Below are 23,628 nucleotides of genomic sequence, written 5' to 3'. Positions count from 1 at the left end.
AAATAGAGAGAGTTTGAGAAATGTCTAATAAAAATTTTTATTAGATATTTTTTATAATACTTTACTAATTTTCTCTATCCTTGTCCTTGGCAGATAAAAAGACTGTCAACAAAATGCAAAAAAATCCTCCTAACTCTACTAATGAAAATCTCATTCCCAAAAATATAGCTGCAAGTAGGGTTGCCGAAGCAGGTTCTATACATCCTATTAAAGTTGCCTTGACAGGTCCAATATGTTTTACACCTTCAAGGAAAATTGAGAATCCTCCAGCAGTACCAATTACAATTATTATTGCAATCATGAGCCATCCCATAAAATCCATTTCTTTTGGAATAATCCAAGCCTTTGTAATGATTGATATAACAATGCCTCCTATAAGCATACCCCATCCAGTTACTATTATATTTCCCCAACTAACAATAATAGGTCGAGAAAAAAGCGTGTAAGTTATAACACCAACTGCAGAAAGTAATCCAAAAATTAACCCATATGTAGATATATTCATGGTGCTTGGATTTCCTCCAGTAGAAATTAGATAGGTTCCAAAAACAGCTAAAAAGACTGCTATTATTTGAGAAAATTTCATCATAGTTTTTGTTACAATGGACATAAAAACAATCATTATAACAACGTTAAGACTTTGTAAGACTGTTGCAGTAGCAGTGTCTGAGTATTTTATTGCACTGATAAAGGCGTACTGAACCATCAAAAGTCCTAGAATAGCAAAGGCAAAAAGCCAGAACACATCTTTTGGAACAGTCCAAATTTTTATAAGCTTATCCTTATCTTTAATACCCCCAAAACCTAAAAGTAAAATACCAGACAAGACCATTCTAACTGCTGTTACCCAAGAGGAATCAACATCATAATTCATAAAAAGATACTGACTGCATATTCCAGAAATACCCCAGCCCAAAGCACCGAGTGTTGCATAAAATAAACCCTTAGTATAATTCTTATTCTTCAATAAATCTTCCTCCTATATTGACTAAATAAAGATATTGAATTTTATTTAATAAGTTAATTTCAACTCATCTCATCTAAGAAATTTCCAAGTTATCAACTTGATATTATCTTTTAAGTATGAATGTGAAGACTAAAACCCTAAATGTAAAAATCGACTATAATTGAGATTATATTATAATCTTATTAAAAAGACTAGGAGTTTAAATTTATAGAATAGACCAAGCTAAATAATGTATATGTTTGGGTTTACGATTATTTACAGATGTTTTAGACGACTACATCTAAAATAAAAGGAATTGGAAATTTCTAAGGACGGTCAATTGAGGAAGTGGAAAATATATATTTGGACAATATCTCAACCACTGGGACCACTTTTATTTGTCAAAATATATCGGATATTGCACCGAATGCAATTATTACCATCCGTTATAGGGACGATGTTTTTAATTTTTCGCCATTCATTAGTATGAAGGATGGGAGCATGGTTTTGCCAACTGGAGTGACAGACGGAGAAGCAATATAGGATTGGAAGAGTTTGGTTGAAAAAGAAGCTTATTCACGAGATATGTTTGACCGCATCAAATCTATCATGGGAGTGGGTTAACATGTTAATCGTGGATTTTATGATGAAAAAGACGAAGGATTTTTATTTTCCCTTGTCTTTTTCTTTTGAGACTTTTTCAACAAATATATTTTTTATAAAATTATGAAAAATTAAACAAGTTCTAAGAAATATATATTATTTATTTATGAGAAATATTTTTTATTTACATTAAAGTAAATATATGCTAATATTTTTCTTGGTGTCTTTACATTAAGTTAATAATATTTTCTTATTTGTTATTTAGGTAATTTAAGATAAAGTGGTAGACAATTTATTTTAATTTATTTTTACAAATTTTACCTTAATTTAATGTGTTTAAAAAATTATAAGAGATACTAAAGATTTAATATGGAGGAAAATATGAAAAAAGTTGTAGCAACTACTATGGCTACTTTGTTATTTGGGCTTTCATTTCCGGTTAATACCTTTGCTTTGCCCGATAATGAGGTTAGTGTAAATTCTCAAATAATAGAGAGGGTAAGTCTTTCTAAGAGTGTAGATGGTTCTCAGAGCGTAGGTGAAGGTCTTCTTCAAGCTAATGAGGATACAATTGCCAAAAAGATTGGAGATAATTTAGAGGCTAAGGATATTACTGTATGGGAAGAAGATGAAGTTAATTGGAAAGATGGCGTTAAGTTAAAAGTTCAAAATGAAGAATTCGAAAAATATTTAAAAGATGCTGTTGTCACTGATCTTGATAAGCGTAATACTTCTGCAGGTTCAGAGACGAATAGGGAGGGAAGACTTAAGGTCAAATTTTCAGATAAATCAGAAGTGATATTAAATGCCCAAAACTTACTCGTTATAAACAAGGTTACATCTTCCAACAATATTAATGCACCTAAGGATGCAATTAAGACTAATTTCTTTTTAGGTGAAGGAGTTAAGGTTTCTATAGGTGAGGAAGAAACAATTGGCGACAAAGAAAAACCAGTGCCTTTTAAAACTTATAAGGTTAAGCCAGGGACTGATGTTTCTAAATATAAGTTATTAGCGACAAAGCAAAATATTTTTGATACTATAAGTGCTAAACCCATTAATGATAATTACACTGATGTGAAATGGCAACCTGAATATGGCAAGGTTAGTGAAAATAATAAGACTTTTACAGCTACTGCAAGCAAGTTATTCACCATGACTTTTAAATTTGTTGGCTTTGATAAAGATTCAAAAAGCGAAATTAGTTATGATAAAATGCCTGAATCTATAAAGGATAAACTACCTCAAGTGAAAAAAATTAAAGAGGGACAAGCTTTTGAGCCTGAAAAGTTTGGAAAGATAATAGAAAAAAGTGGAAAAAATAAGTATGAGTGGAATTTTTCAAGTTGGAATCCTACAAGATCTCTTTCTGTAAGTGAAAATAAAAATTTTGAGGGAACATGGACTAGGAGTAAGGTAGTAGAAAATTCTAATTCTGAAGTAAAGCCCAGTCCAGGTAAAAAAGAGGACAAGAAGGAAAGACCACAAGAAGGAAACAAGCCAAAGGATAATTCTAGGGAACAGGACAATAAAAATAAAAATAATAGCAAGTCTTATAATTATTTCCCAAGAATAAAATCAAGTGAAAATAAAAATAATTCTAACAAGAATTACACTAGAACTTCTAAGGAAGAACCTAAGAAGGAAACTACTTCTAAGGCTAAAAAATATACCTTGAATTTAAATAGCGGAGAATATGAAGTCCTTATAAATGGAAAAGTTATTAAAAGACAAATGGATGTTAAGCCTCTTATAAAAAACGATAGGCTTATGCTTCCAATGAGAAATCTTGCCGAAATGATCGGTGCCAAAGTGGAGTGGGATTCAAAGACTAGGACTGCAAGTTTTACAAATAATGGACTTGTTGCAAAAATTCAAATTGATGGAAATGAAATTGTCCTTTCTAACGGAAAAGTGATAAAGATGGACTCTAGACCACTAAACGTCAATGGAAGAATTTTACTTTCTGTTTCTTATGTTGCCAATGTTTTTGGGCTTACAAATGGAAATACTAAAGATGGTATTGACCAAAACATAGAGTGGAATAGCGACAACAAAACTGTAGAGATAAACTTAAATAAGTAAAATGACGAATTTTAAAATAACTCGCTTTAATTAAGTCGAAGTCAGTATAGTATTTTATATAACTTGTTCGGAATATCGAGGTGTCCAATATCTATAAGAAATATCAACTTATTATTTTGTAGAGGAAAATAATTAAGATATCCCTATTAACAGATTATTTCTATATTTCTTATGAATCTTTTTGGTTAAAAAAATTGATAACTAAGATTTTCTAAGAAATTTAAGCTTTATTTAGTTATTTGGTATAAGAAATTTTTTGTAATGTATCTTTAAAACTTTGGAATGAGTATTTTTAAGGACATGGTTTTTATATATTGCAAGTGGAACAAGTTTATTTTCACATCATCTTATTACTTCAACTTGTAGCCTTGGGTTTAATTCCAAAGAATTTGTTTTCTTTTTAGAAAAAAAGCTAAGCTGTGAGTAAAGTTATATAATGAAAGTAAGTAGAACTATTATATTTAAAATAGGAATAGATAATCAATCAAGCCTTGGAGATTTAATCTTCAGGGCTTTTATGATCTAAACAAAAATTTATAATTTTGGTGGAGATAAGATTCATTTTTTCAAATTTTATATTTATCAAAAAGCGAATATCTATACTTTTAAAGAAGGATAGGACAGGGGAAAAATCTACAGAAAAAAATTTGTTGTGTAATTTTTAGAAGCCCACATAAAAAACTAAGAGATAATAAATTAATATAAATAAAAAAATGTAATGTCAAATTCGAGTGACTAGCTAGTAAACATCTTTTTTATTGATTTTAGCAACTTCAGGTGGTACAATTAAAGTGATAATTAATATCATCTAAGTTAAAGAAGGTGTGTGATTGTGACTTTATATAGGAGTATATTGGTAGGTATTTTAGCTTCATTTTTGATGTTTTTGGGAGATATGACCCTATATTATGATTCAAATGATTACGATGGCAAGGATACTATAAATAATATTATTGGCATAATGAAAAATGTCAACATAAAAAGATTATACATTGGTGGTCTTTTAGGACCCATTTGTGCCTTTATATATTGTATTGGTTTTTATCATATTGTTTTGGGCATAGACGAAAAGTTTTTAAACTTTGGTTGGTTTGTATTTTTATTAAATGTTTTGGGAATGATACTAGGGGGAACTTATCATATTCAGTGTGCCTACTTAGGTCTTTTGTCAAGATACGAAAACAAGGAAGCTTTTGATGAATTTTTAAGATTTTTAAAATTTCAAGCAAAAATAGTTTTTACAACTATGGCACTTGCAAATATATTAACGGCATTGGTAATTTTATTTGGATTAACAATATTTCCAAGATGGCAAGCCTTATTTACACCCATATTTCTTTTGATTTTTACACCAATTGCTGATAGATTACCAAAGGGACTGCATATGATTATTCGTGGAGGTTGGTTTAACTTAATATATTTTATCTACTACTTATCTTTATTGATAAACTATACTAATATTAATTTATAAGATTATATAGTAAGTGATTAAAATTATTGTTTTAGTTTTTAAAGGGAAATTTTATATAATTTATTATTTACAGGAGGAAATATTATGAAACAAGTAAATTTTATGGATGACGAGAAAACAAAGGCAGACTACAAAAATTGGGTTCCCAAAAGCTTGTTAAAGAATTTAATATTTGCTAGCCTTATAGCTTTAATTCTATTTATAGTCTTTGGTGTCAGTGATTTTGTATTTAGTGGAAGAATTCGTCTGATATGTGCCATTATTCTAGGATTTGCAACGTTGATACTTATCTTCTTTGCAAGCTGGATGAGATTTTTATATAGGGCTTTTGATTACAATGGAAAAAGAAAGCTTGCCAAAATAATTATTGAAAAGACTGCCGATTATGTAAAAATTCCAGATGGAGGTGTGGGACTTGACATCGGATGTGGCAGCGGTGCACTTACCATAGCTTGTGCTAAGAAAAATCCAAAGGCGACTATGGTAGGTTGTGACATATGGAGCGGTTCATATAAAAGTGAATTTTCTAAGAAAGTCTGTGAAAATAATGCAAAATTAGAGGGACTAGAAAATGTGAGATTTGAAGAAGGAAATGCAGTGATTCTTCCTTTTGAAGACCAAAGTTTTGATGCAGTGACAAGCAACTATGTTTATCACAATATTGCAGGGAAAAATAAACAGAAACTTTTACTGGAAACATTTCGTGTACTTAAAAAAGGTGGAGTTTTTGTTATCCATGACTTGATGAGTAGGTCAAGATATGGAGATATGAATAAATTTATAGAAAAGTTGAAAAAAGATGGCTACCAAGATGTGCAATTAATTGATACAACAAGGGGTCTTTTTATGGGTCACAAAGAAGCTTTATTGTTAGGGCTTCATGGCTCAACTATTCTTATTGGAAGAAAATAATATTTTATATAAATTACTATAAAATATTTTAGAAAATTGATTGGGGGGGTGCTATATGAAATATAAGTGTTTTTATTTCTTGTTTTTTAAAAGACCGATGAAAAAAGTTCTTATGGAGAAGTATGATAAAGCATACGCTTCAGAAATTATTAGAAAGAGCAAAAAAGTTTATCGAGAACTTGTAGAAAATATGGATGATATCGGCGAGGATAATCCCATGGCATACAATGAGATGTTTGCCCTTGCCTTTGTTGCTCCATATATAGCAAGTGAGAAAAAAATTCCACCAGAAACCATCCAGGAAATGATGCGTCGCTCTCTTTATACTTTCAAATGGTTTTTTTCCTTGATTAATCTCAATACTAAAAAGGGAAAAGAGGCCAATAAAAAAAATATTCTTAAGTATTATAAATGGTATACAGAAGAAAAAGAAAAACTATATCCTACATCCTTTAAAGTTGATTTTGTGGGAGAACCCTATAAGGGTGCTTGTTATTATAGGATTACTCGTTGTCCTATTTGCTCTTACACAAAGAAGCTTGGAGTTGGGGAATTAATGCCACTATTGTGCGAGCTTGATGATGTTATGATAAAACTTCAGCATGGAGTTTTGTATAGAGAGGGAACAATTGCAGATGGAGCAGATTATTGCGACTATTTTATTATAGGAGATAAGGAAAAACTAAGTGATTTTCAAGATAAAAAATTTTAAGAATTGGAATAAATATGAACTTTAGTAAAGTTATTCTTGTTACAATATTAAAGCAATTTAAAAATAAGGGAAAGTCTTCTAATTTTAATTAATAGTACATATATTAGGAAAAATAATCTTTAATTTCAATAGAAAAACCACCGGATGGGCCGGTGGATTATTCTTCTTCTATCAAAAATCCAAGTTCCTTTAAAACGACCTCTATTTCCTCGATGACTTCTTTATTCTCTGCAACAACTGTGTGATAATGGATACCACCAGTTAGCACATCTAAAGGCTTGGATTTTTCTTTACTCATTTTATCTAAGAAAATTTTTACATCTCGTCTAGATGAGCAATTTAGATCTTTTTTTATCTCTCCATAGACTTTATGGTGGACAATTACATCTTTAATTGTTCCGCCTAAATCTACAATTGAATTTAACTCTTTTCTTATATCTCGGTCGCTGTGTTTAACTTTAAAAACTTTTTGAGTTCTTTCCTCGTTTAGGTAGTAGCCTCTGTTAGTTGAAATAATATTTTTTCCACCAGCCCTAAGAATAGCTATATCTTGAACTATTACTTGCCTGGTAACATCAAAGTTTTTTGCTAAATTTTCACCTGATATTGGTTTTTGATTTTCATATAAAAATTTAAGTAAATTTTCTCTTCTAGATTTTGAATTATTCATATCTTCCTCAATAAATTTTTAAATTTTTCATTGACAAGTCTAAGACACCTGCATTGTAAGTTATAGAACCAGAAGAAATATAGTCAATGTCTAAATCTCTATAATTTTTAATATTTTGAAGGCTAATATTTCCTGAACACTCAATAATAGCCCTCTTATTAATAATCTTGCAAGCTTTTTTTATATCTTCTATTTCCATGTTGTCTAGCATTATTATATCAGCTTTTGCATCAAGTGCCTCTTTTATTTGATCAAAATTTTCTACTTCAACTTCAATCTTTTTTACAAAAGGATTTGCACTTCTGACTCTATCAACAGCATTTCTTATTCCGCCAGCAGCATCTATGTGATTGTCTTTTATCATAATTCCATCAGATAAGTTATATCTGTGATTATAGGCTCCACCTAATGTTATTGCATATTTTTCAAAAATTCTCATGTTAGGTGTTGTTTTTCTAGTATCTAAAATTTTCACATGACAACTACCAAGGGCATGAACCATTTTTTTAGTATAGGTGGCAATTCCACTCATTCTTTGTAAAAAATTTAAGGCAGTCCTTTCAGCCTTTAGTATTGCACTCGCTTTTGCATCTATTGTTCCTATTAAGTCAGATTTATTGACTTCATCTCCATCTGAAAAATTAAATTCAAAATATGAATTTGAATCTATTATTTCAAATACCCGTTCAAATACATCAAGACCAGCTATAATACCCTTATCTTTTGCGATTAGATTTATTTGAGCATTTTCATTTTTTAAAATCGAATCAGTTGTAATATCTCCACTGTTCATATCTTCCTTTAGGGCACATATTATATACTTGTCAATTAGAAATGGATTTAGCTTTTTCATCCTCTCTTATCCTTTCAAAAATAATTTCACTTGTCTTTTCTTTATCAATCTTTTCATCGGTAATTTTAAAATCTATTTCTTTATCTTCAAATTTATTTTCATTTAAATAATCTGCTAAGATTCTACCAAAAACCACACACTCAAGAAGTGAATTGCAAGCAAGCCTATTTGAACCATGAATGCCAACATTTCCAGCTTCACCAACTGCAAATAGTCCTTGTAAATTAGTTTTGCCATTTATGTCGCACTCAATACCGCCCATAGTGTAATGTTGACAAGGCACTATAGGAACATTATCATATCTTGCATCTATACCCCTATTTTTTAATTCCTTAAAAATCATAGGAAATCTATTAGGAATCCTATCTTCTCCAAGTGGCTTCATTGATAAATATTCAAAGTCCACTCCTTCTTTTTCCATTTCTTGTAGTATAGCCTTTGCCACAATATCTCTAGGCTTCATTTCATCAGTAAATCTCTCAGATTTATGATTTAAGAGTTGGGCTCCTTCGCCCCTTGCAGACTCAGAAATTAAAAATTGTCTTTCAACATTTTCCTCATAAAGAGAAGTAGGGTGGAACTGAATATAAGAAATATCTTTTAACTTGACACCATTTTTTATTGCCATAGCATAACCATCGCCACATATATGAGGGAAATTTGTGCTTTTCTTAAAAATTCCTCCAAGACCACCTGTTGCAAGAACAACATTTGTTGAAACAAAAACATCATCTAAAGATCTTGCTCCATAACACTTACCATTATTTACAATAATATCAACAATCGGCGTATCTTCAAATATATCTATATTAGATCTTGATTTTACTTTTTCATATAGGACATCTAAAATTCCTTTTCCGATTTCATCATCAATATGAAGTCCCCTGGCGATAGAATGACCACCTTCTTGTGCATATTCAAGTTTTCCGTCCTTCTTTGTAAATTCAACACCGAGATCAATTAAAAATTTTATTGCATCTTGTGACTTATCAACCATCATCTCAACAGCTTGCAGGCTATTTTTATAATGACCTGCCTTTAAGGTATCTTCAATAAAAGTTTTTCTATCAGACTCATCCTTTAAAACATTTATGCCCCCTTGGGCAAGATAGGAATTAGAATCTGCTAATTTTTTCTTTGTTACAAGTCCAATCTTATAATTCTTACTTAATTCCAAGGCAGTGCTAACTCCAGCAAGTCCTGAACCGATAATTAAAACATCATATTTTTTCATTTTATGCTCCTAATTTCAACATTCTTTTTAGAGGTATTAAAGCTTTACTACTGATTTCTTCACTAACATTCACCTGATTTTTATTATTTTCTATTACGTCTATAACTTTATCCAAAGTTAATTTTTTCATATCATTACAAATTGGTCTGTTTATTAACCTTCTATAATTTGTGTTTGGAAATCTTTTCTTTAATTCTGTGAAAATTCCTTCCTCTGTGACAACTAAAACATCATCATATTTGCCACTTTCATTAATAATAGCTTTAGTAGAGCCAATAAAATCAGCTAAGTCCAAAACTTCCTTTCTACATTCAGGATGGGCAAAAATTTTCACCTTACCCTTATAAGCCTTAATATCACTAGCATCAATTTCATCATGAACGGGGCAATAGCCGTCATTTAAAATGATGTTTTTATCTGGCAAAGATTTTTTTACATAATCACCAAGATTTTTATCCGGAATAAAAAATATATTTTTTTCCTTTAACTTATTTACAATTTTTGCAGCATTCGAAGATGTAACACAAATATCTGAATAAGCCTTAATTTCAGCAGTAGAATTTATGTAAGTTACAACTGCCAAATCATCATATTTTTCTCTAACTTCTTTAATTTTTTGAACACTAACCATGTGCGCCATAGGGCAATCAGCATCAATATCAGGCATCAATACATTTTTACTTGGATTTAGAATTTTCACACTTTCTCCCATAAAGTAAACACCAGCCATAACTATTGTCTTTTCTTTAAGCTCAGTTGCTTTTTGAGCAAGAAAAAAAGAATCTCCAATATAATCAGCTACAGCTTGTATATCCTCATTGACATAATAGTGGGCGAGAATGACAGCGTCTTTTTCAGCCTTTAACCTATTTAGTAATTGCACCTTTTCATTAAACTTTAAATCTTTTAAATTTTCCAATTTCAGTCTATCTCCTAATAAAATTTAATTAGAATTATATTACACAAAAGAATATAAGACAAGTCAAGTGTATATACAGATAGTGCTTATATTAAATTTATCCAATGAAAAAATTTGAAAAATATATAAAAATCTCGATATTAAATTAAATATGGAAAATTTAAAACCCTCACAAGATTAGCCATAACTTTATGTAATAGATATATTGAGGTTCAATAAAATTATAATTTTGCTTTAATTATCCAGATTTTAAATTTTATTATGTTTAGAATTATTTTATAAGGATATATAATAATAGGTTAAAAAATAAGATTAATATCTTAATATAGAAATAAATTGATGTAAGGGATTCATTTATATATTTATGGCATCTAGATATATTTCTAATATTAAAATATATAGTCTTATAAGTATTCATTTAAAAAAGTTTATATAAATTTTTTAAGTGGGTAAAAAAGTTTATCTTGGGTATAAATACAAAGATAAAAAGTATCAAAAAATTTTATATAAATTAAAATTAAAAGGAGGACATAAATGTCACAAGTAGGAAAGAAAATGCCAGAGTTTGTTACTAATGGCTATAATCCAAAAAAAGAAGAATTCGTAACAGTATCAAATAAGGATTTTGAAGGTAAGTGGAATGTTCTTATGTTCTACCCAGCAGACTTCACATTTGTTTGCCCAACAGAACTTGAAGATATGCAAGATCAATATGCAAAATTACAATCACTTGGAGTAGAAGTTTACTCTATGTCTTGCGATACACATTTCGTGCATAAAGCATGGCATGACCATTCAGAAGCTATCAGCAAATTGGAATTTACAATGTTAGCTGATCCTCACAAATCAATTGCTAGAGATTTTTATGTTTTAGATGAAGAAGCAGGACTTGCTCAACGTGCAACTTTTATTATAGATCCAGACGGAGTTATTCAAACTGTAGAAGTTAATGCTGACGGAATCGGAAGAGATGCAAGCCAAGTTTATGATAAAATTCGTGCTGCTCAATTCGTTCGTGAAAATCCTGGACAAGTTTGTCCTGCAAAATGGAAAGAATCAGGCAAAACTTTGACTCCAGGTCTTGACTTAGTTGGTAAGATCTAATGTTAGACCAAAATTTAAAAAATCAGCTAAAAGAGTATTTGAAACTTCTTGAAGGAGAAGTTGTATTTACTCTAAGCTTGGATGATTCTGAAAAGTCAAAAGAAGTTAAAACTTTTGTAGAAGAAATTGTTTCACTATCAGATCTTTTAAAAATTAAAGAAAAAAAATTAGACCTAAGCCCATGTTTTAGTCTTTCATCAAATGGAAGATCTGGAATAAGCTTTGCTGGAGTTCCACTTGGTCATGAATTTGAATCTTTTGTGTTGGCACTTTTACAAATAAGCGGCCGCCCACCTAAGATTGATGATAATCAAGTGAGAAGAATTAAATCAATAGATAAAGAACTATCTTTTGAAACAGTAGTCAGCTTAAGTTGTCACAACTGTCCGGAAGTAGTTCAAGCTTTAAATATTATGGCTGTTTTAAATCCAAAAATCAGCCACCGTATGGTAGATGGAGCAAGCTTCCAAGAATATGTTGATGGACTTGGAGTTATGGCAGTTCCAGCAAGTTTTTTGAATGGTAAAAGTTTTTACAATGGAAAAATTAACCTAAACAAAATTCTTGATTTGGTAACTGGACAAAAAGAAGGACCTTCACTAAAAGATAAGCCAGTTTATGACCTTCTTGTAATTGGCGGTGGTCCAGCTGGTGCTACTGCAGCAATTTATGGAGCAAGAAAGGGAATCAAAACTGGACTTATAGCAAAAGATTTTGGAGGACAAGTAAAGGAAACTTTAGCCATTGAAAATATTACAGGTTTTGCCTATACAGAAGGTCCAAAATTTATGGAAGCTGTAAAAGAACATGTTTTAAAATATAAGGTTGATATAATAGATGAAGTTGAAGTTCAATCTATCCAAGAAGCTGATCCTATAAAAATTAAAACAGATTCAGGTGAGCTTCAAGCTAAATCTATAGTTATAGCTACAGGCGCTAAGTGGCGTTTGATTGGAATTCCTGGAGAAATTGAATTTAGAAATAAGGGAGTTGCCTACTGTACTCACTGCGATGGTCCACTTTTTAAAAACAAAAGAGTTACTGTTATTGGTGGAGGTAATTCAGGAATAGAGGCTGCAATTGATCTTGCAGGACTAGCAAAAGAAGTTTTAGTTTTGGAATTTTTACCAGAATTAAAAGCGGATTCAGTCCTTCAAGAAAAATTAAAAACTTTGAAAAATGTTCGTGTAGTTACTAATGCACAAACAAAAGCCCTAGAAGGTAAAGAAAAACTTGAAAGCATTGTTTATGAAGACCGAATAGGTGGACAAACTCATAAAGAAGCGACTGATGGATGCTTTATTCAAGTTGGATTGGTACCTGTTACAGAATGGATTGACGGAATAGAAAAGAATAAAAGAGGCGAGATAATTGTAGATCAAGTTGGAGCAACAAGTATGCCTGGAGTTTTTGCTGCAGGAGATTGTACTAACAGCGCCTTTAAACAAATAGTAATTGCACAAGGAAGCGGGGCAACAGCAGCTCTTGGCAGTTATCAATATTTGATGAGAAAATAAAATAAAAATCAAGAATGGACTCATGATGAGTCCATTTTTTTAAATTCCTTATTATGTGTAACTTGTCAAATTTTTTGCAAAAGAAGGAAATATTATTTATGTTTTTGGTAAAGCTTTTAATTACATTTATTTTTTTAATAAATCATTAATTTAATTGTAAGTAAAGATGGTATAATATAGATGATAAATAATATCAATGTGAGGGTCAAATGTTTAAGAGTTTTTTTGAAAATTAATTAAAAGCTAAATATTTATGGTAAGCGGAGGTGAAATATGAGTTTAATTTATAAAATTGCATCGACAATAGTAAGACTTGTCGGTGTCAAAAAAATGTTTTTAAAGAACAAGAAAGAAATACTTGAGTATGCAAAGAAAGAGAATGCAAAGGCGGTATTTGATTTAGATAAGGCAAAGAAGAAAGCTGAGAGAAATAATTATTTTCTTTTTGACAAAGATGTCATGGGTTATAGGCTTCTTTCGTATCAAAAGAATAAAAAACCAGCAGAAGGAGTAGTCTTTTATCTTTTCGGCGGAGGAATGATTACAGGACCTGATAAATTGGATTTTTCTTTGGCTGAAAGAATAATGAAAAAAACAGGTAAGGATGTTTGGTTCTTATTTTATCCTCTGTGTTCAGAAGATGTAAAGGTGGATACTACATATGAAGTTTCTTTTGAAGCTTATAGATTAATGACAGAAACTTATAGGGCAGAAAACATTAGTGTCCTTGGTTTTTCATCGGGAGCTTGTATTTCTATTGGAATTTTTTCACATAATAATGCTTTAGGAAGACCTCTTCCAATGCCTGGCAAAATTATAGCAGTATCTGCTGGTTGTATTCCTGATCTAAGTCTTGATGAAAATAAAAAATTATGGGAAAAATTAAAAGAACTTAATCATAAAGACATCATGATTGATCCAGCATATATTAAAACTGCAAGAGAAATCGGAAAAGGTGATAAAGATTTACCTGAGTATATGTTAGATGGCTCTGTAGGAGATTTTACCGATTTTCCAAAAATTTATTTTTATTATGGAGATAATGAATGCTTATATGTCTTTGCGGGAGAATTTCAAAAAGCTATGGAAAAATACCATGTTCCCTATGAAATTATTGTGGGCAAGGGAATGTGCCACTGTTATCCCTTGGTGAGATTTTTTAGAGAGGGTAGAGAGGCACAAGATGAAATTATTGAATTGTTGAAGGCTTAATGAGGTTAAGTTAATTTTTAAAAATTTAATTAAAATATAAGATGGTTTTTTTATATAAGCTAAAGTTATTATATAAAAAAATTAAGGGACTTTTTGAACTATTAATAATTCAATATAAGTCCCTATTTAAAATTATTTATTCTCATACCTTAAAAATTTGTTTGAAAGATATATAAATATTATAAATTCTCCTATTGCAAAAAGACCTAATAATATAAAATCATATGAATTTATAAATCTAAAGTTATTGGCTTCAATTGCCAAAAAACTCAAGCCTATTATTTTTAGAGATTTATAAGCTAAAGCAAATCCCACCATGGTAAAGATTACAGATAAAAGAACGATTATCCCAAATGACTTTATTCTTATTGCAAGGGATGAAAAAATTGCAATAATCGGTAGTGCCAAAAATATGCTAAGGATTATATAGTAAAAATATATACCAAAGTCTGTCCTAGAGAAATTTCCTATAAATTTTCCTCCTATATAAAATAAGATAAAAAAATATATTTGACAAAGGCTTATTATTATAAAGGCTAAAATAATCTTTGCTGTTATAAATGCCATATTTTTCTTTGGACTCATTCTAATAAATTTAAGTCCAGCCTTGTGTTCTGATGACCATAAACTGGCAATTACAATTGCAATTAGGGGTATATAGAAAAATGAAAAGTAAAATAAACTTACCTGTGTCCACAGACTTTGCCACTGATGAGTTAAGATTTCTCTATTTGCCATGTAGTTTATAAGTCCAAAAGCATTGGCTAGTAAGGGTATTATAAGGCTTGCCAGCAAAATATTTATAAATTTTATTTTTTTTAATTCTATTCTTAACATTTTTCCTCCTAGTACTTGTATAAATTGTAAGATTTCATTGTTTTTAGATAAATAATGCCGAAGATTAAAAATATAAGGGCAATTATTAAGGTATAGAAATTTATTGGATTTAAGACCTGAACAAATTTACTCCCTTCTTTTACATAAGAAATATTTAAAAGGCTTGCCATCCAAGCAAAGGGATTAAAAAATGTTAGGATGTTTGATGTTAGCATGGTAATAATCCCTGTAAGTCCTCCTACTATAGAAATAAAGGACAGGGTGTAGACTTTTTTTGTTTTCATTTCTATTATTATAAATAAGACTAATAAAAATAAATTTATTAGTAGAGCTGTTAGGTTTACTAGACTAAATCTTAAAATTATTTCTCTATTGACAATGAAATTAACAGATTTTTTTGCAAGTAATATAAATACAATAGATTCTGCTATTTGTAATAAAACTAAGGAAAAAGACAAATTTTTAAATTTATCAATAAGTATAGAATTAACTTTTTCTCCAAGCATTATTTGCATCTGCCACATATTATTTTTTTCTTCAATTTCCATGACTTTTTTTACCAGCGACGATATCAATATGGGATTTATGAGTAAAGATATAAATAAATAAGTATCAATGATATAAAAAAGCGGATATTTTCCTTGTGCAAAAGTATTTGAATGACTAATTCCACCTACTATTAACATTTGAGCAAAAAATACTATTATTATTAAGAAAAATATTCCAAGTCTTTTATTTTTTTTTCTTTCTAAATTTTTCATATTATGACCTGCTTTCTTGAATAAATAATTGTTCAAGGCTTTCTTTTTCTTCCTCAATCCTATATATATCTACTTTTCCATTCAAAAATTTTACTATATCTGCAATTTCTTGGTTTGATTTTTTACCTAAAATTATCTTTTTACCATCCATTCTATTTTCATCAAGATCTAATAGAAGTAGAGTTTTTTTGTTATCTGATGTAATAATAGAAATATATGGAGGGTGGAGTTTTCTATATTCTTCCAAGCTTCCCTTGTAGGTTAATTTTCCTTCTTTAAGTATTCCTATGTGAGTAGATATTTTTTCTATTTCATCAAGAATATGTGAAGATATTAGGATGCTTGTGGACGTATTTTTTACAATATTTTTAAAAAGATTTCTCATTTCTTCGATTCCCTGAGGATCTAGTCCGTTTATAGGCTCATCTAAAATCAAAAGTTTGGGATTACCAATTAGTGCCATGGCTATACCAAGTCTTTGCTTCATACCCAGTGAATACTCTCTTAATCTCTTCTTGCCAATATTTTTAAGACCAACAAGGTCTAAAGTTTTTGAAATATCATCATTTTTTATTCCCTTTAGCTGACAAATTATCTCTAAGTTTTCGTAGGCACTTAGATGGTCATAAAATGAAGGATTTTCAATTAAAGCACCGAGATTTTTGTTTATATCTTTTTGATTTTTTGAATTTAATTGACATCCAAATACTTTAATTGTGCCTTGGTCTTTTTTTACAAGTCCAAGTATAAGTTTCATCAGAGTGGACTTGCCAGCTCCATTTTTTCCTATCAGACCAAAAATAGATTTTTCTTCTATCACTAAGGAATCTAAATCTAAGACAAGTCTATTTTTATAGGATTTTTTTAAATTTTTTATTTCCAATATTTTTTCCATTAATATTCCTCCTAAAAAAAATAATAGCAATCGTTGATAAAAATAAGGTTTAACCAATCTCACTTTTACATCACAAAGGAAAAGAAATATAATAAATGTTGTATAATAACCATAATGAGGGTGATTTAATGGATTTTAGAAACAATTTTTCCATATTAATAGTCGATGATGAAAAAAGTTTATTGGAAAATTTATATAATTTTTTGAAAAATAAGGGTTTTAAAAAAATCTATACTGCTAAAAATTTAAAGGAGTCAAAATTTAAATTAGAAAACAATGAAATTGATTTAATAGTTTTGGATTTGATGCTTTCTGATGGAAGTGGTTTTGATTTATTAAAAGAAGTTAGAAAGAGCTCTGATGTGGCTGTTATAATTTTATCTGCCCTTGATGGAATTGATGATAGGAGGGAAGGTTTTGAAAATAAGGCAGATGACTATATAGTAAAGCCCTTCTTTCCAGATGAACTGCTTTGGAGAATTGATGCAGTGTTGAGGAGGAGTAAAAAAATAAAAAAAGAAGATAAGATATATTTTTCTAATGTGATTTTTGATAAATCTAAGGGAGTTATCGAAAAAAATGGAGAAGAGATTGCACTAACGGCTACGCAATTTAAAATTTTAGATTACCTATGTGAAAATATGAATATGATAGTGTCAATTGATAAAATTTTAGAATATATATGGAAAGACTCTTACGGATACGAGAATACACTAATAACCCATATATATAGGCTTCGTGAAAAGCTAGAGGATAATCCAAGAGAGCCAAAAATTTTAATTACTATAAAGGGACTTGGCTATAAGCTAGTTAAAGAGGATGAATAATGTTTAATTATATAATAAAAAGATTTAAAAAAATTGTTATCAGAATACTTTTTTTGATGTTTTTGCTAATATTTTTACTTATGACTTTTCTATATCTAAACTACAGATTATATAATAAATATCCAAAACCTGATGATGTTTATTCCTATGTAGAAAATAATAAAAGTGATCTTTACCTAAGCGAAAAAAATAAAGAATTTTTAAAAAGAGAAAATATTTGGGCAATAAGGCTTGATAGGGAAGGCAAAATAATTGAAAGTTTTAATAAACCAAAAGTAGTTAAAGATAAGTTTGAACTTAGAGATGTTGCAGGATTCACAAGGTATTATTTGAATGACTATCCTGTATTCACCTACATTGTTGGAGATGGATTGCTTGTATTTGCCTATCCTAAAAACTCTTTAGATAAGTTTCCTTTTAATTATTATAATTACGAGAACTTTATTTTTAATATAAAGCTGATTGCATTCTCTTTACTTTTATTTTTAGTCTTTGTCTATGTCATTTATAAGATTGACATTAAAGAAATTTTTAAAAACATCTTACCCTTTCAAAGAGCAATAGATACTCTTTACGAAGATGACTATCAGAAGTTAGATGAATATGGAGAATTGAAAGAACTGGCTTTTAGCATAAATCAAGCAAATGAAAAATTCAATAATTTAAAAGAATCTCAAAGCAAGTGGATTCGAGGTCTTAGTCATGATGTGAGAACGCCACTTGCAAAAATTTCATGGGAATTAAGTAAAGAAAATAATGAAGATTTAGATACACAAAATATGAAAGACCAAGTTTTAAAAATTTCAAATATCTTAGAGGGATTAAATCTCACCTTGTCCCTTTCAAATATAGATAAGGAAAACTTTAAGCTAGAAAGTCCCTTAAAAGTTATACGAAAACTTATAGTGGATAAACTAAATGAAAACCCTGGCAGAGAAATTATTTTTGAAAGCAAGGTAAAAGACCAAAATATAAAGATTAATATGGATGCAAATTTATTTTATAGGATGCTTGAAAATATTTTAAAAAATGCCCTTATTTATACAGAGGGTAAAATTCAAGTAAGAATTTCAGATGATAATAATAACTTATTGATCAGCATATTAGATGAGGGTGGAGGAATATCTGAAAATAGTATAGAAAAAATAAAAAAAGATGACCTAACCAACATTACAAGACATGGATTGGGTATTTTTATATCTAAACAGATTGCCGAGTTGCATGATGGAACTTTTTCCATAAAAAATAAAGATAAAGGACTTGAAGTATCTTTTATCTTTAAGTTTATGAATTGATTTTTTAAAATTACAAAATAAATTCATATTATTTATTTACAAATTACACTTTAGATTAAGAAAAGATTAAGTAATTGGATTAAAAATTATATCCTAAAAAATTAAAAATTATGTTAATTGAAATTAATTTTAACTTCATTTATTTTTTTACGGTTTCAGACTGAATTTTATATAATTTTTCAAGTTCATTTATCTTATTATCTCTTATTATATAATCAGGTATATCAAAAATGCTAAGGGAATTTTTCCAACTTTCTGCTTGTCCATCTTTTTTCTTATTTTCTTGTGGAATCATAATTATGCTGTATTTTGTAACTTTTAAGTCAGTAGTATCCATAATTTTTTGAGTGTTTTGCAATATCTTAATTGCTTCTTCTATATTAGGTTTTTTTGAATATGTGATTGAATTTACTTCTACATCAGCAGGAAAATTCTCTATAAGAAATTTTTGGTCTAAAGAAAGCTTGCTTTCCAAATCGCTTTCTTCAGTCGGGTATAAAGAAATCTCATATGATAAATTATTTTTTTTTTCAAGTTTTTTGCCATAGTTATTAAGACTATACAAAAATCTTCTATAAGTATTAGAAATTCTATCACCGTATGTATCAAATTTTAATCTTCCAAAACTGTCAAAGGAAAGGGTGAAGTTGGAATCAATGCTATTTTTATCCTGTAAATTAATATCATAATAGCCATCCTTAAAATTATAAATAACTTTATTTGTTTTTAGGTCTAGACCCTTGTAATTTTCAGCAATGTATTTATTGGCATTAATATTTACTATGGTTTTTGAGATGGGATTTCCAAAAAATAAATTTGTTATAATTAGTACAATTAGGATAAGAAATACTGAGATAAATTTTAATATTTTATTTATTTTTATCTTGTCTTTATTCATAATAAACCTCCCTAATGATTATAGCATAGTAAATTAAATAAAACTTTTGTTGAAAAATTAATTAATAATAATTTCATAAAAAACTATTCAACTGTCACTATAATTTTATTATATATTTTTTTAATTAGTTATATTTAGAAAAATAATAAATTAACTTGTCAAGAATATTTTTTAAGTTTAAAATCAAAATATATTAACTTATTAGTAATTAAAATTTTTAAAAGAGAGGTGATATTATGGTATGGGATGAAAAAACAGGAAAAGCAGTTGGTGGAAATGATGACAAATATGTGGTTTTACAAGTTGTTCTAACAGAAAAATTTTTAGGTACTGGTTCAGGAACATCAAGTTTAACAAATCTTCAAGCAGCTATAAATAAACAAGCAGCTTTAGGTTATAGATTGCATACTATCACAACATCATCTTCAGGTTCAAAAGGTTTTCTTGGTGGAGATAAGATTCAAGCTACAATGGTATTTGAAAGGATTGATTAAAACTAATATATAAAAAAGTGATGAAGACAAAAGAATTGACTGTTTTGTTTCATCACTTTTATTTTTGTATAAAAAATCCTTAATTAGCCTTTAAAATAATTAAAAAGACCAGTAGATTGAAGAAATAGAATAAACATAATTATAGGTAGACAATATTTTACGACAAAGGTATAAAGCACCTTGCGATTAAAGGCTTTGTTATTTCTTTCCACTTCTTCAATAATCCACTTTGGACCTATAACCCAACCGATAAATATAGAAGATAAGAAGGATATAAATGGCATCATAAAACTATTGGAAATATAATCCATAATATCAAGCAGTTGACCTGTAGAACCGTTTGGCAGGATAACTTCAACATAAAATACACTATACCCAAGGGCAATAATAGCAGTTGCGATCAAATAAATAATAGAAACTACTACAGTTGCTCTTTGTCTTTGTGCATTAAGTATTTCAATATAATTTGCAACAAGACTTTCTAAAACTGAGATGCAGGAAGTAAGAGCTGCAAAGGCTGCAAGAACAAAAAAAACAAATCCAATAAATCTTCCTGCCAACATTTGAGAAAAAACTTTAGGCAAAGAAATAAACATAAGTCCTGGACCGGCTGACATACCATCGACGCCGGAGAAAACATAGATAGCTGGAATAATCATAAAACCTGCAATAATTGCAACACCTGTGTCCATAAGCTCAATCAGCGAAACAGATTTTTGAAGATCAACATCTTTATTAACATAAGATCCATAAGTAATCATAATTCCCATAGAAACACTAAGTGAAAAGAAAAGTTGACTCATGGCATCAAGGCTAATTTGTAAAAATCTACTGATATTCATTCCATTAAGGTCGGGTTTTAAATAAATTGCAAGCCCTTGAAGTCCAGTTCTAACTTGTCCGTTATCAGTAGTTGTTTTAAGAGTTAAAGAATAAATTGCAATTCCAATAATCATAACAAGAAGTATTGGCATTATTATTTTTGAAACTCTTTCAATACCTTTGTCAACACCACTATAAACAATAATTGCAGTAAGAGCCATAAAAACTAAACTATAATATACAGAATTTTTAGATGAAATAAAATTTGAAAAACAATTATTTTGAGCAGCAACATCAACATTTCCATTCAAAAACAAAGCAATATATTTTAAAATCCATCCACCAATAACTGCATAGTAGGTCATTATAATAACTGGAACCAAAAAAGTAATTATACCTAAAAATTTCCATTTTTTTCTTATGCTTTCATAAGCATAAATGGCACTTCTGCCAGTTCTTCGCCCAATAGCAAGGTCATTTGTCAAAAGTACAAAGCCTACAGTGAAAACCAAAAGGAGATAAATGAGAAGAAAAACCCCACCACCATCTTTTGCTGCTAGATATGGAAATCTCCATAGGTTACCGACACCTACAGCAGAACCGGCTGCAGCAAAAATAAAGCCGAGTTGACCAGTAAATCCTGTCTTTTTTTTCATCTTATTTTCCTCCCTTGTAAAAATTGAAATATGAATAGTATTTTACCATGATTAGAAAAATAAGCAAATAAAATTTACTAATATTTCAAGTAATTATTATAGGTCAAAGTAAGAGTTATAAAATTAAAAATAAACAATTCCGTGTATAAGAATTTTTTATTTCTTGACTAAGGTTAAAAAAAATTGTATATTATTTATGACACAGTGTCATAAAAATTATGCGATTCTTGTAGGAAGGAATAAAATATGCCGAAGGAAACATTTTTCAGGTTGAAAGAAAATAAACAAAATTTAATTACTGAAGGTCTTATAGAAGAATTTAAAGATAAAAATTTATATCAGGCAACAGTCAAAGATATTGTTCAAAAGCTTCAAATTCCTAGGGGAAGTTTTTATCAGTATTTTGAAAGTTTAGAAGATGCGTATTTTTATGTATTGGATAAAAAAATTAATTATATACATTTAGCATTTTTAAAACTATATTTAAAAAATAAGGACAACTTGAAAGATGTTCTTCTAACTTACAGAGATTTTTTATCTGAAGAAATTTATAAGGACGAAAATTACAAGTTGCTTCACAATAGGTATCTGAGCTGGAATTCTCAGCTTGAACGTAATTGGCGTAAATATCAAGGTTCTAAAAAAGATTCTTTAGATATTAAATTGATGTATGAGAATAAAAGGCTAAATATAATTGGCTGGCTTATTCATATGCTTATGCAAAAGTTATTTGAAGATAGTTGGGATAAGGATAGGTTTATTTGTGAATATGAAGAATTAGTAAAATTTATTATGGGAGGGATAAATTATGTATAAAATTATAGAAGTATATTTTGATCTGTTTTATTTGTTATTGGTCATGGGTTTTTCAATTCGTTTGCTCTTGGAGAGGGGTAAAAGACCAAGAGTTTTAGCTATTATGTCCTTTCTATTAGTTATTGGTGATGCTTTTCACCTATTACCAAGAATTTATGGTCACCTCTCAGCAGGGGGGCTTGAAGCTAATAGAGTCTATTTATCCTATGGAATGATGGTTACTAGCTTTACTATGACTATATTCTATATGATTTTTTATTATTACTATAAGTTATCTGGTGGTAAGACTAATAGATTTAGAAATTTAACTTTATTTCTTTTCTTTATTTTAAGAATAATATTTTTACTTTTACCGGCAAACAATTGGGGCGGTGTAAGCCCATATTATATGTCAATATTAAGAAATGTTCCTTTTTTAATAATGGGTATTTTATTAATAACTTGGATATATAAGGATAAAAATTTGTCATACATGAAAAATATATCATATTTAATTGCGGGAAGTTTCTTTTTTTATTCCTTAGTTATAGTATTCTCAGAGGATTTACCTATTTTTGGAGCCTTTATGTTGCCAAAGACAGTATGCTATATTTTAATTGTTTACCACTTATATAAAATAGAAGTTCCTGAGTTTGAAAATCAAGAACTTTTTAAATCTGCAATCAGTTCCTTGATATTAAGCATGATTTTAGGCGTTTTTTATAGAGAATTTACAAAATTATTTTCTTATCAAGCCTTTACCAGTCTTTCTTTAGCCCATGGGCATACTTTAATCTTAGGATTTTTATTTTCCTTTATTTTATATATTTTATATAGAATTGAGGATTTAAATATAGAAAAAATTAAAAAAATATATGGGATTTATATTATAAGTCTAGTTTATTTTATATCGTCATTTATAGTAAGAGGAATCTATCAAATAACAGCTTCATCTGTGAAAATATATTCAGAAGAGCTACTTGCAGGTTTTGCTGGCATAGGTCATATAATTTTGGCTGTAAGTTTAATATCAATCCTCATAAAGTCTTGTAATAATTTGCAAAAAAATGTTGCAAAATAATAAATTTATACTGAATACTATGTTGAATT

The 23,628-nt window shown here is 29.1% G+C and carries 22 protein-coding genes; 12 read left to right on the top strand and 10 right to left on the bottom strand.

Translation table 11 applies throughout. From position 1 onward, the window contains the following. Window positions 1-64: 64 nt before the first annotated feature. Entirely contained in the window at window positions 65-967 is a 903-nt protein-coding gene (locus F594_RS0106160) for a DMT family transporter (protein WP_019034935.1), read from the bottom strand. Between the two features lie 963 nt (window positions 968-1,930). Between F594_RS0106160 and F594_RS0106155 the strand changes: the two genes are divergently transcribed. From F594_RS0106155 to F594_RS0106140, 4 genes are all read left to right on the top strand, one after another. Continuing rightward, window positions 1,931-3,634, top strand: coding sequence for a copper amine oxidase N-terminal domain-containing protein (locus F594_RS0106155; RefSeq protein ID WP_019034934.1), 1,704 nt, complete (start codon window positions 1,931-1,933; stop codon window positions 3,632-3,634). Between the two features lie 832 nt (window positions 3,635-4,466). Next, window positions 4,467-5,105 carry a DUF6796 family protein gene (locus tag F594_RS0106150; protein ID WP_026302314.1) on the top strand — a complete coding sequence of 213 codons (639 nt, stop codon included), beginning with the start codon at window positions 4,467-4,469 and terminating at the stop codon, window positions 5,103-5,105. Window positions 5,106-5,189: 84 nt separating this feature from the next. Continuing rightward, window positions 5,190-6,017: a class I SAM-dependent methyltransferase gene (locus tag F594_RS0106145; protein ID WP_019034932.1), complete on the top strand. Its 828-nt coding sequence runs from the start codon at window positions 5,190-5,192 to the stop codon at window positions 6,015-6,017. Between the two features lie 55 nt (window positions 6,018-6,072). After that, entirely contained in the window at window positions 6,073-6,729 is a 657-nt protein-coding gene (locus F594_RS0106140; RefSeq protein ID WP_019034931.1) for an L-2-amino-thiazoline-4-carboxylic acid hydrolase, read from the top strand. 157 nt (window positions 6,730-6,886) lie between these two features. On the opposite strand, the gene F594_RS0106135 is transcribed toward F594_RS0106140, so the two are convergent. From F594_RS0106135 to nadA, 4 genes are read right to left on the bottom strand one after another with little or no spacing between them, the layout of a single operon-like run. Next, window positions 6,887-7,399: a transcription repressor NadR gene (locus F594_RS0106135; RefSeq protein WP_019034930.1), complete on the bottom strand. Its 513-nt coding sequence runs from the start codon at window positions 7,397-7,399 to the stop codon at window positions 6,887-6,889. 7 nt (window positions 7,400-7,406) lie between these two features. Continuing rightward, a complete protein-coding gene (gene nadC / locus F594_RS0106130) occupies window positions 7,407-8,252 on the bottom strand; it encodes a carboxylating nicotinate-nucleotide diphosphorylase (protein WP_019034929.1) in 846 nt (281 codons plus the stop codon). Next, on the bottom strand, window positions 8,224-9,486 hold the full coding sequence (locus F594_RS0106125) for an L-aspartate oxidase (protein WP_019034928.1): 1,263 nt from the start codon (window positions 9,484-9,486) through the stop codon (window positions 8,224-8,226). The genes nadC and F594_RS0106125 overlap by 29 nt, the downstream gene beginning before the upstream one ends. A gap of 1 nt (window position 9,487) precedes the next feature. After that, entirely contained in the window at window positions 9,488-10,405 is a 918-nt protein-coding gene (nadA, locus tag F594_RS0106120; protein ID WP_019034927.1) for a quinolinate synthase NadA, read from the bottom strand. A gap of 534 nt (window positions 10,406-10,939) precedes the next feature. Between nadA and ahpC the strand changes: the two genes are divergently transcribed. The 3 genes from ahpC to F594_RS0106105 all read left to right on the top strand — a co-directional run bounded on the left by ahpC (window position 10,940) and on the right by F594_RS0106105 (window position 14,238). Beyond that, window positions 10,940-11,509, top strand: a complete 570-nt coding sequence (ahpC, locus tag F594_RS0106115; protein WP_004824574.1) for an alkyl hydroperoxide reductase subunit C — start codon at window positions 10,940-10,942, stop codon at window positions 11,507-11,509. Beyond that, a complete protein-coding gene (gene ahpF, locus F594_RS0106110; protein WP_019034926.1) occupies window positions 11,509-13,026 on the top strand; it encodes an alkyl hydroperoxide reductase subunit F in 1,518 nt (505 codons plus the stop codon). Before ahpC ends, ahpF begins: the two co-directional genes overlap by 1 nt. Window positions 13,027-13,299: 273 nt before the next feature. Next, window positions 13,300-14,238 carry an alpha/beta hydrolase gene (locus F594_RS0106105; RefSeq protein WP_019034925.1) on the top strand — a complete coding sequence of 313 codons (939 nt, stop codon included), beginning with the start codon at window positions 13,300-13,302 and terminating at the stop codon, window positions 14,236-14,238. A 132-nt stretch (window positions 14,239-14,370) separates the two neighbouring features. Here the strand turns inward: F594_RS0106105 and F594_RS0106100 are convergent, their stop codons facing one another. From F594_RS0106100 to F594_RS0106090, 3 genes are read right to left on the bottom strand one after another with little or no spacing between them, the layout of a single operon-like run. Beyond that, a complete protein-coding gene (locus F594_RS0106100) occupies window positions 14,371-15,075 on the bottom strand; it encodes an ABC transporter permease (RefSeq protein WP_019034924.1) in 705 nt (234 codons plus the stop codon). Window positions 15,076-15,083: 8 nt separating this feature from the next. Then, window positions 15,084-15,836 (bottom strand): ABC transporter permease, encoded by a 753-nt coding sequence (locus tag F594_RS0106095; RefSeq protein ID WP_026302312.1) that lies wholly within the window; start codon window positions 15,834-15,836, stop codon window positions 15,084-15,086. Window position 15,837: 1 nt separating this feature from the next. Further along, on the bottom strand, window positions 15,838-16,731 hold the full coding sequence (locus F594_RS0106090) for an ABC transporter ATP-binding protein (protein WP_019034922.1): 894 nt from the start codon (window positions 16,729-16,731) through the stop codon (window positions 15,838-15,840). 128 nt (window positions 16,732-16,859) lie between these two features. Here F594_RS0106090 and F594_RS0106085 point away from each other — a divergent pair, with 128 nt between their 5' ends. Beyond that, a complete protein-coding gene (locus F594_RS0106085; protein WP_009344928.1) occupies window positions 16,860-17,558 on the top strand; it encodes a response regulator transcription factor in 699 nt (232 codons plus the stop codon). Beyond that, the gene (locus tag F594_RS0106080) at window positions 17,558-18,853 is read left to right on the top strand and encodes a sensor histidine kinase (protein ID WP_019034921.1); all 1,296 of its coding nucleotides are present in this window, start codon (window positions 17,558-17,560) and stop codon (window positions 18,851-18,853) included. The genes F594_RS0106085 and F594_RS0106080 overlap by 1 nt, the downstream gene beginning before the upstream one ends. A 139-nt stretch (window positions 18,854-18,992) precedes the next feature. Here the strand turns inward: F594_RS0106080 and F594_RS0106075 are convergent, their stop codons facing one another. Next, entirely contained in the window at window positions 18,993-19,751 is a 759-nt protein-coding gene (locus tag F594_RS0106075; protein ID WP_019034920.1) for a YfjL-like protein, read from the bottom strand. Window positions 19,752-19,987: 236 nt separating this feature from the next. Between F594_RS0106075 and F594_RS0106070 the strand changes: the two genes are divergently transcribed. Next, complete coding sequence (locus tag F594_RS0106070) at window positions 19,988-20,245, top strand: DUF4177 domain-containing protein (protein WP_004824601.1); 258 nt, start codon at window positions 19,988-19,990, stop codon at window positions 20,243-20,245. 83 nt (window positions 20,246-20,328) lie between these two features. Here the strand turns inward: F594_RS0106070 and F594_RS0106065 are convergent, their stop codons facing one another. Beyond that, complete coding sequence (locus F594_RS0106065) at window positions 20,329-21,723, bottom strand: sodium-dependent transporter (protein WP_019034919.1); 1,395 nt, start codon at window positions 21,721-21,723, stop codon at window positions 20,329-20,331. Window positions 21,724-21,969: 246 nt separating this feature from the next. Between F594_RS0106065 and F594_RS0106060 the strand changes: the two genes are divergently transcribed. Together F594_RS0106060 and F594_RS0106055 are read left to right on the top strand one after the other, a co-directional pair. Next, window positions 21,970-22,539 (top strand): TetR/AcrR family transcriptional regulator, encoded by a 570-nt coding sequence (locus tag F594_RS0106060; protein WP_019034918.1) that lies wholly within the window; start codon window positions 21,970-21,972, stop codon window positions 22,537-22,539. Beyond that, entirely contained in the window at window positions 22,532-23,599 is a 1,068-nt protein-coding gene (locus tag F594_RS0106055; RefSeq protein ID WP_019034917.1) for a DUF2871 family protein, read from the top strand. The genes F594_RS0106060 and F594_RS0106055 overlap by 8 nt, the downstream gene beginning before the upstream one ends. The last annotated feature ends 29 nt before the right edge of the window (window positions 23,600-23,628 follow it).

Origin of the sequence: Peptoniphilus lacrimalis DSM 7455, from assembly GCF_000378725.1 — a bacterium.
In the GTDB taxonomy this organism is placed as follows: domain Bacteria; phylum Bacillota; class Clostridia; order Tissierellales; family Peptoniphilaceae; genus Peptoniphilus_A; species Peptoniphilus_A lacrimalis.
This window is presented reverse-complemented; position numbering and strand designations above follow the sequence as displayed.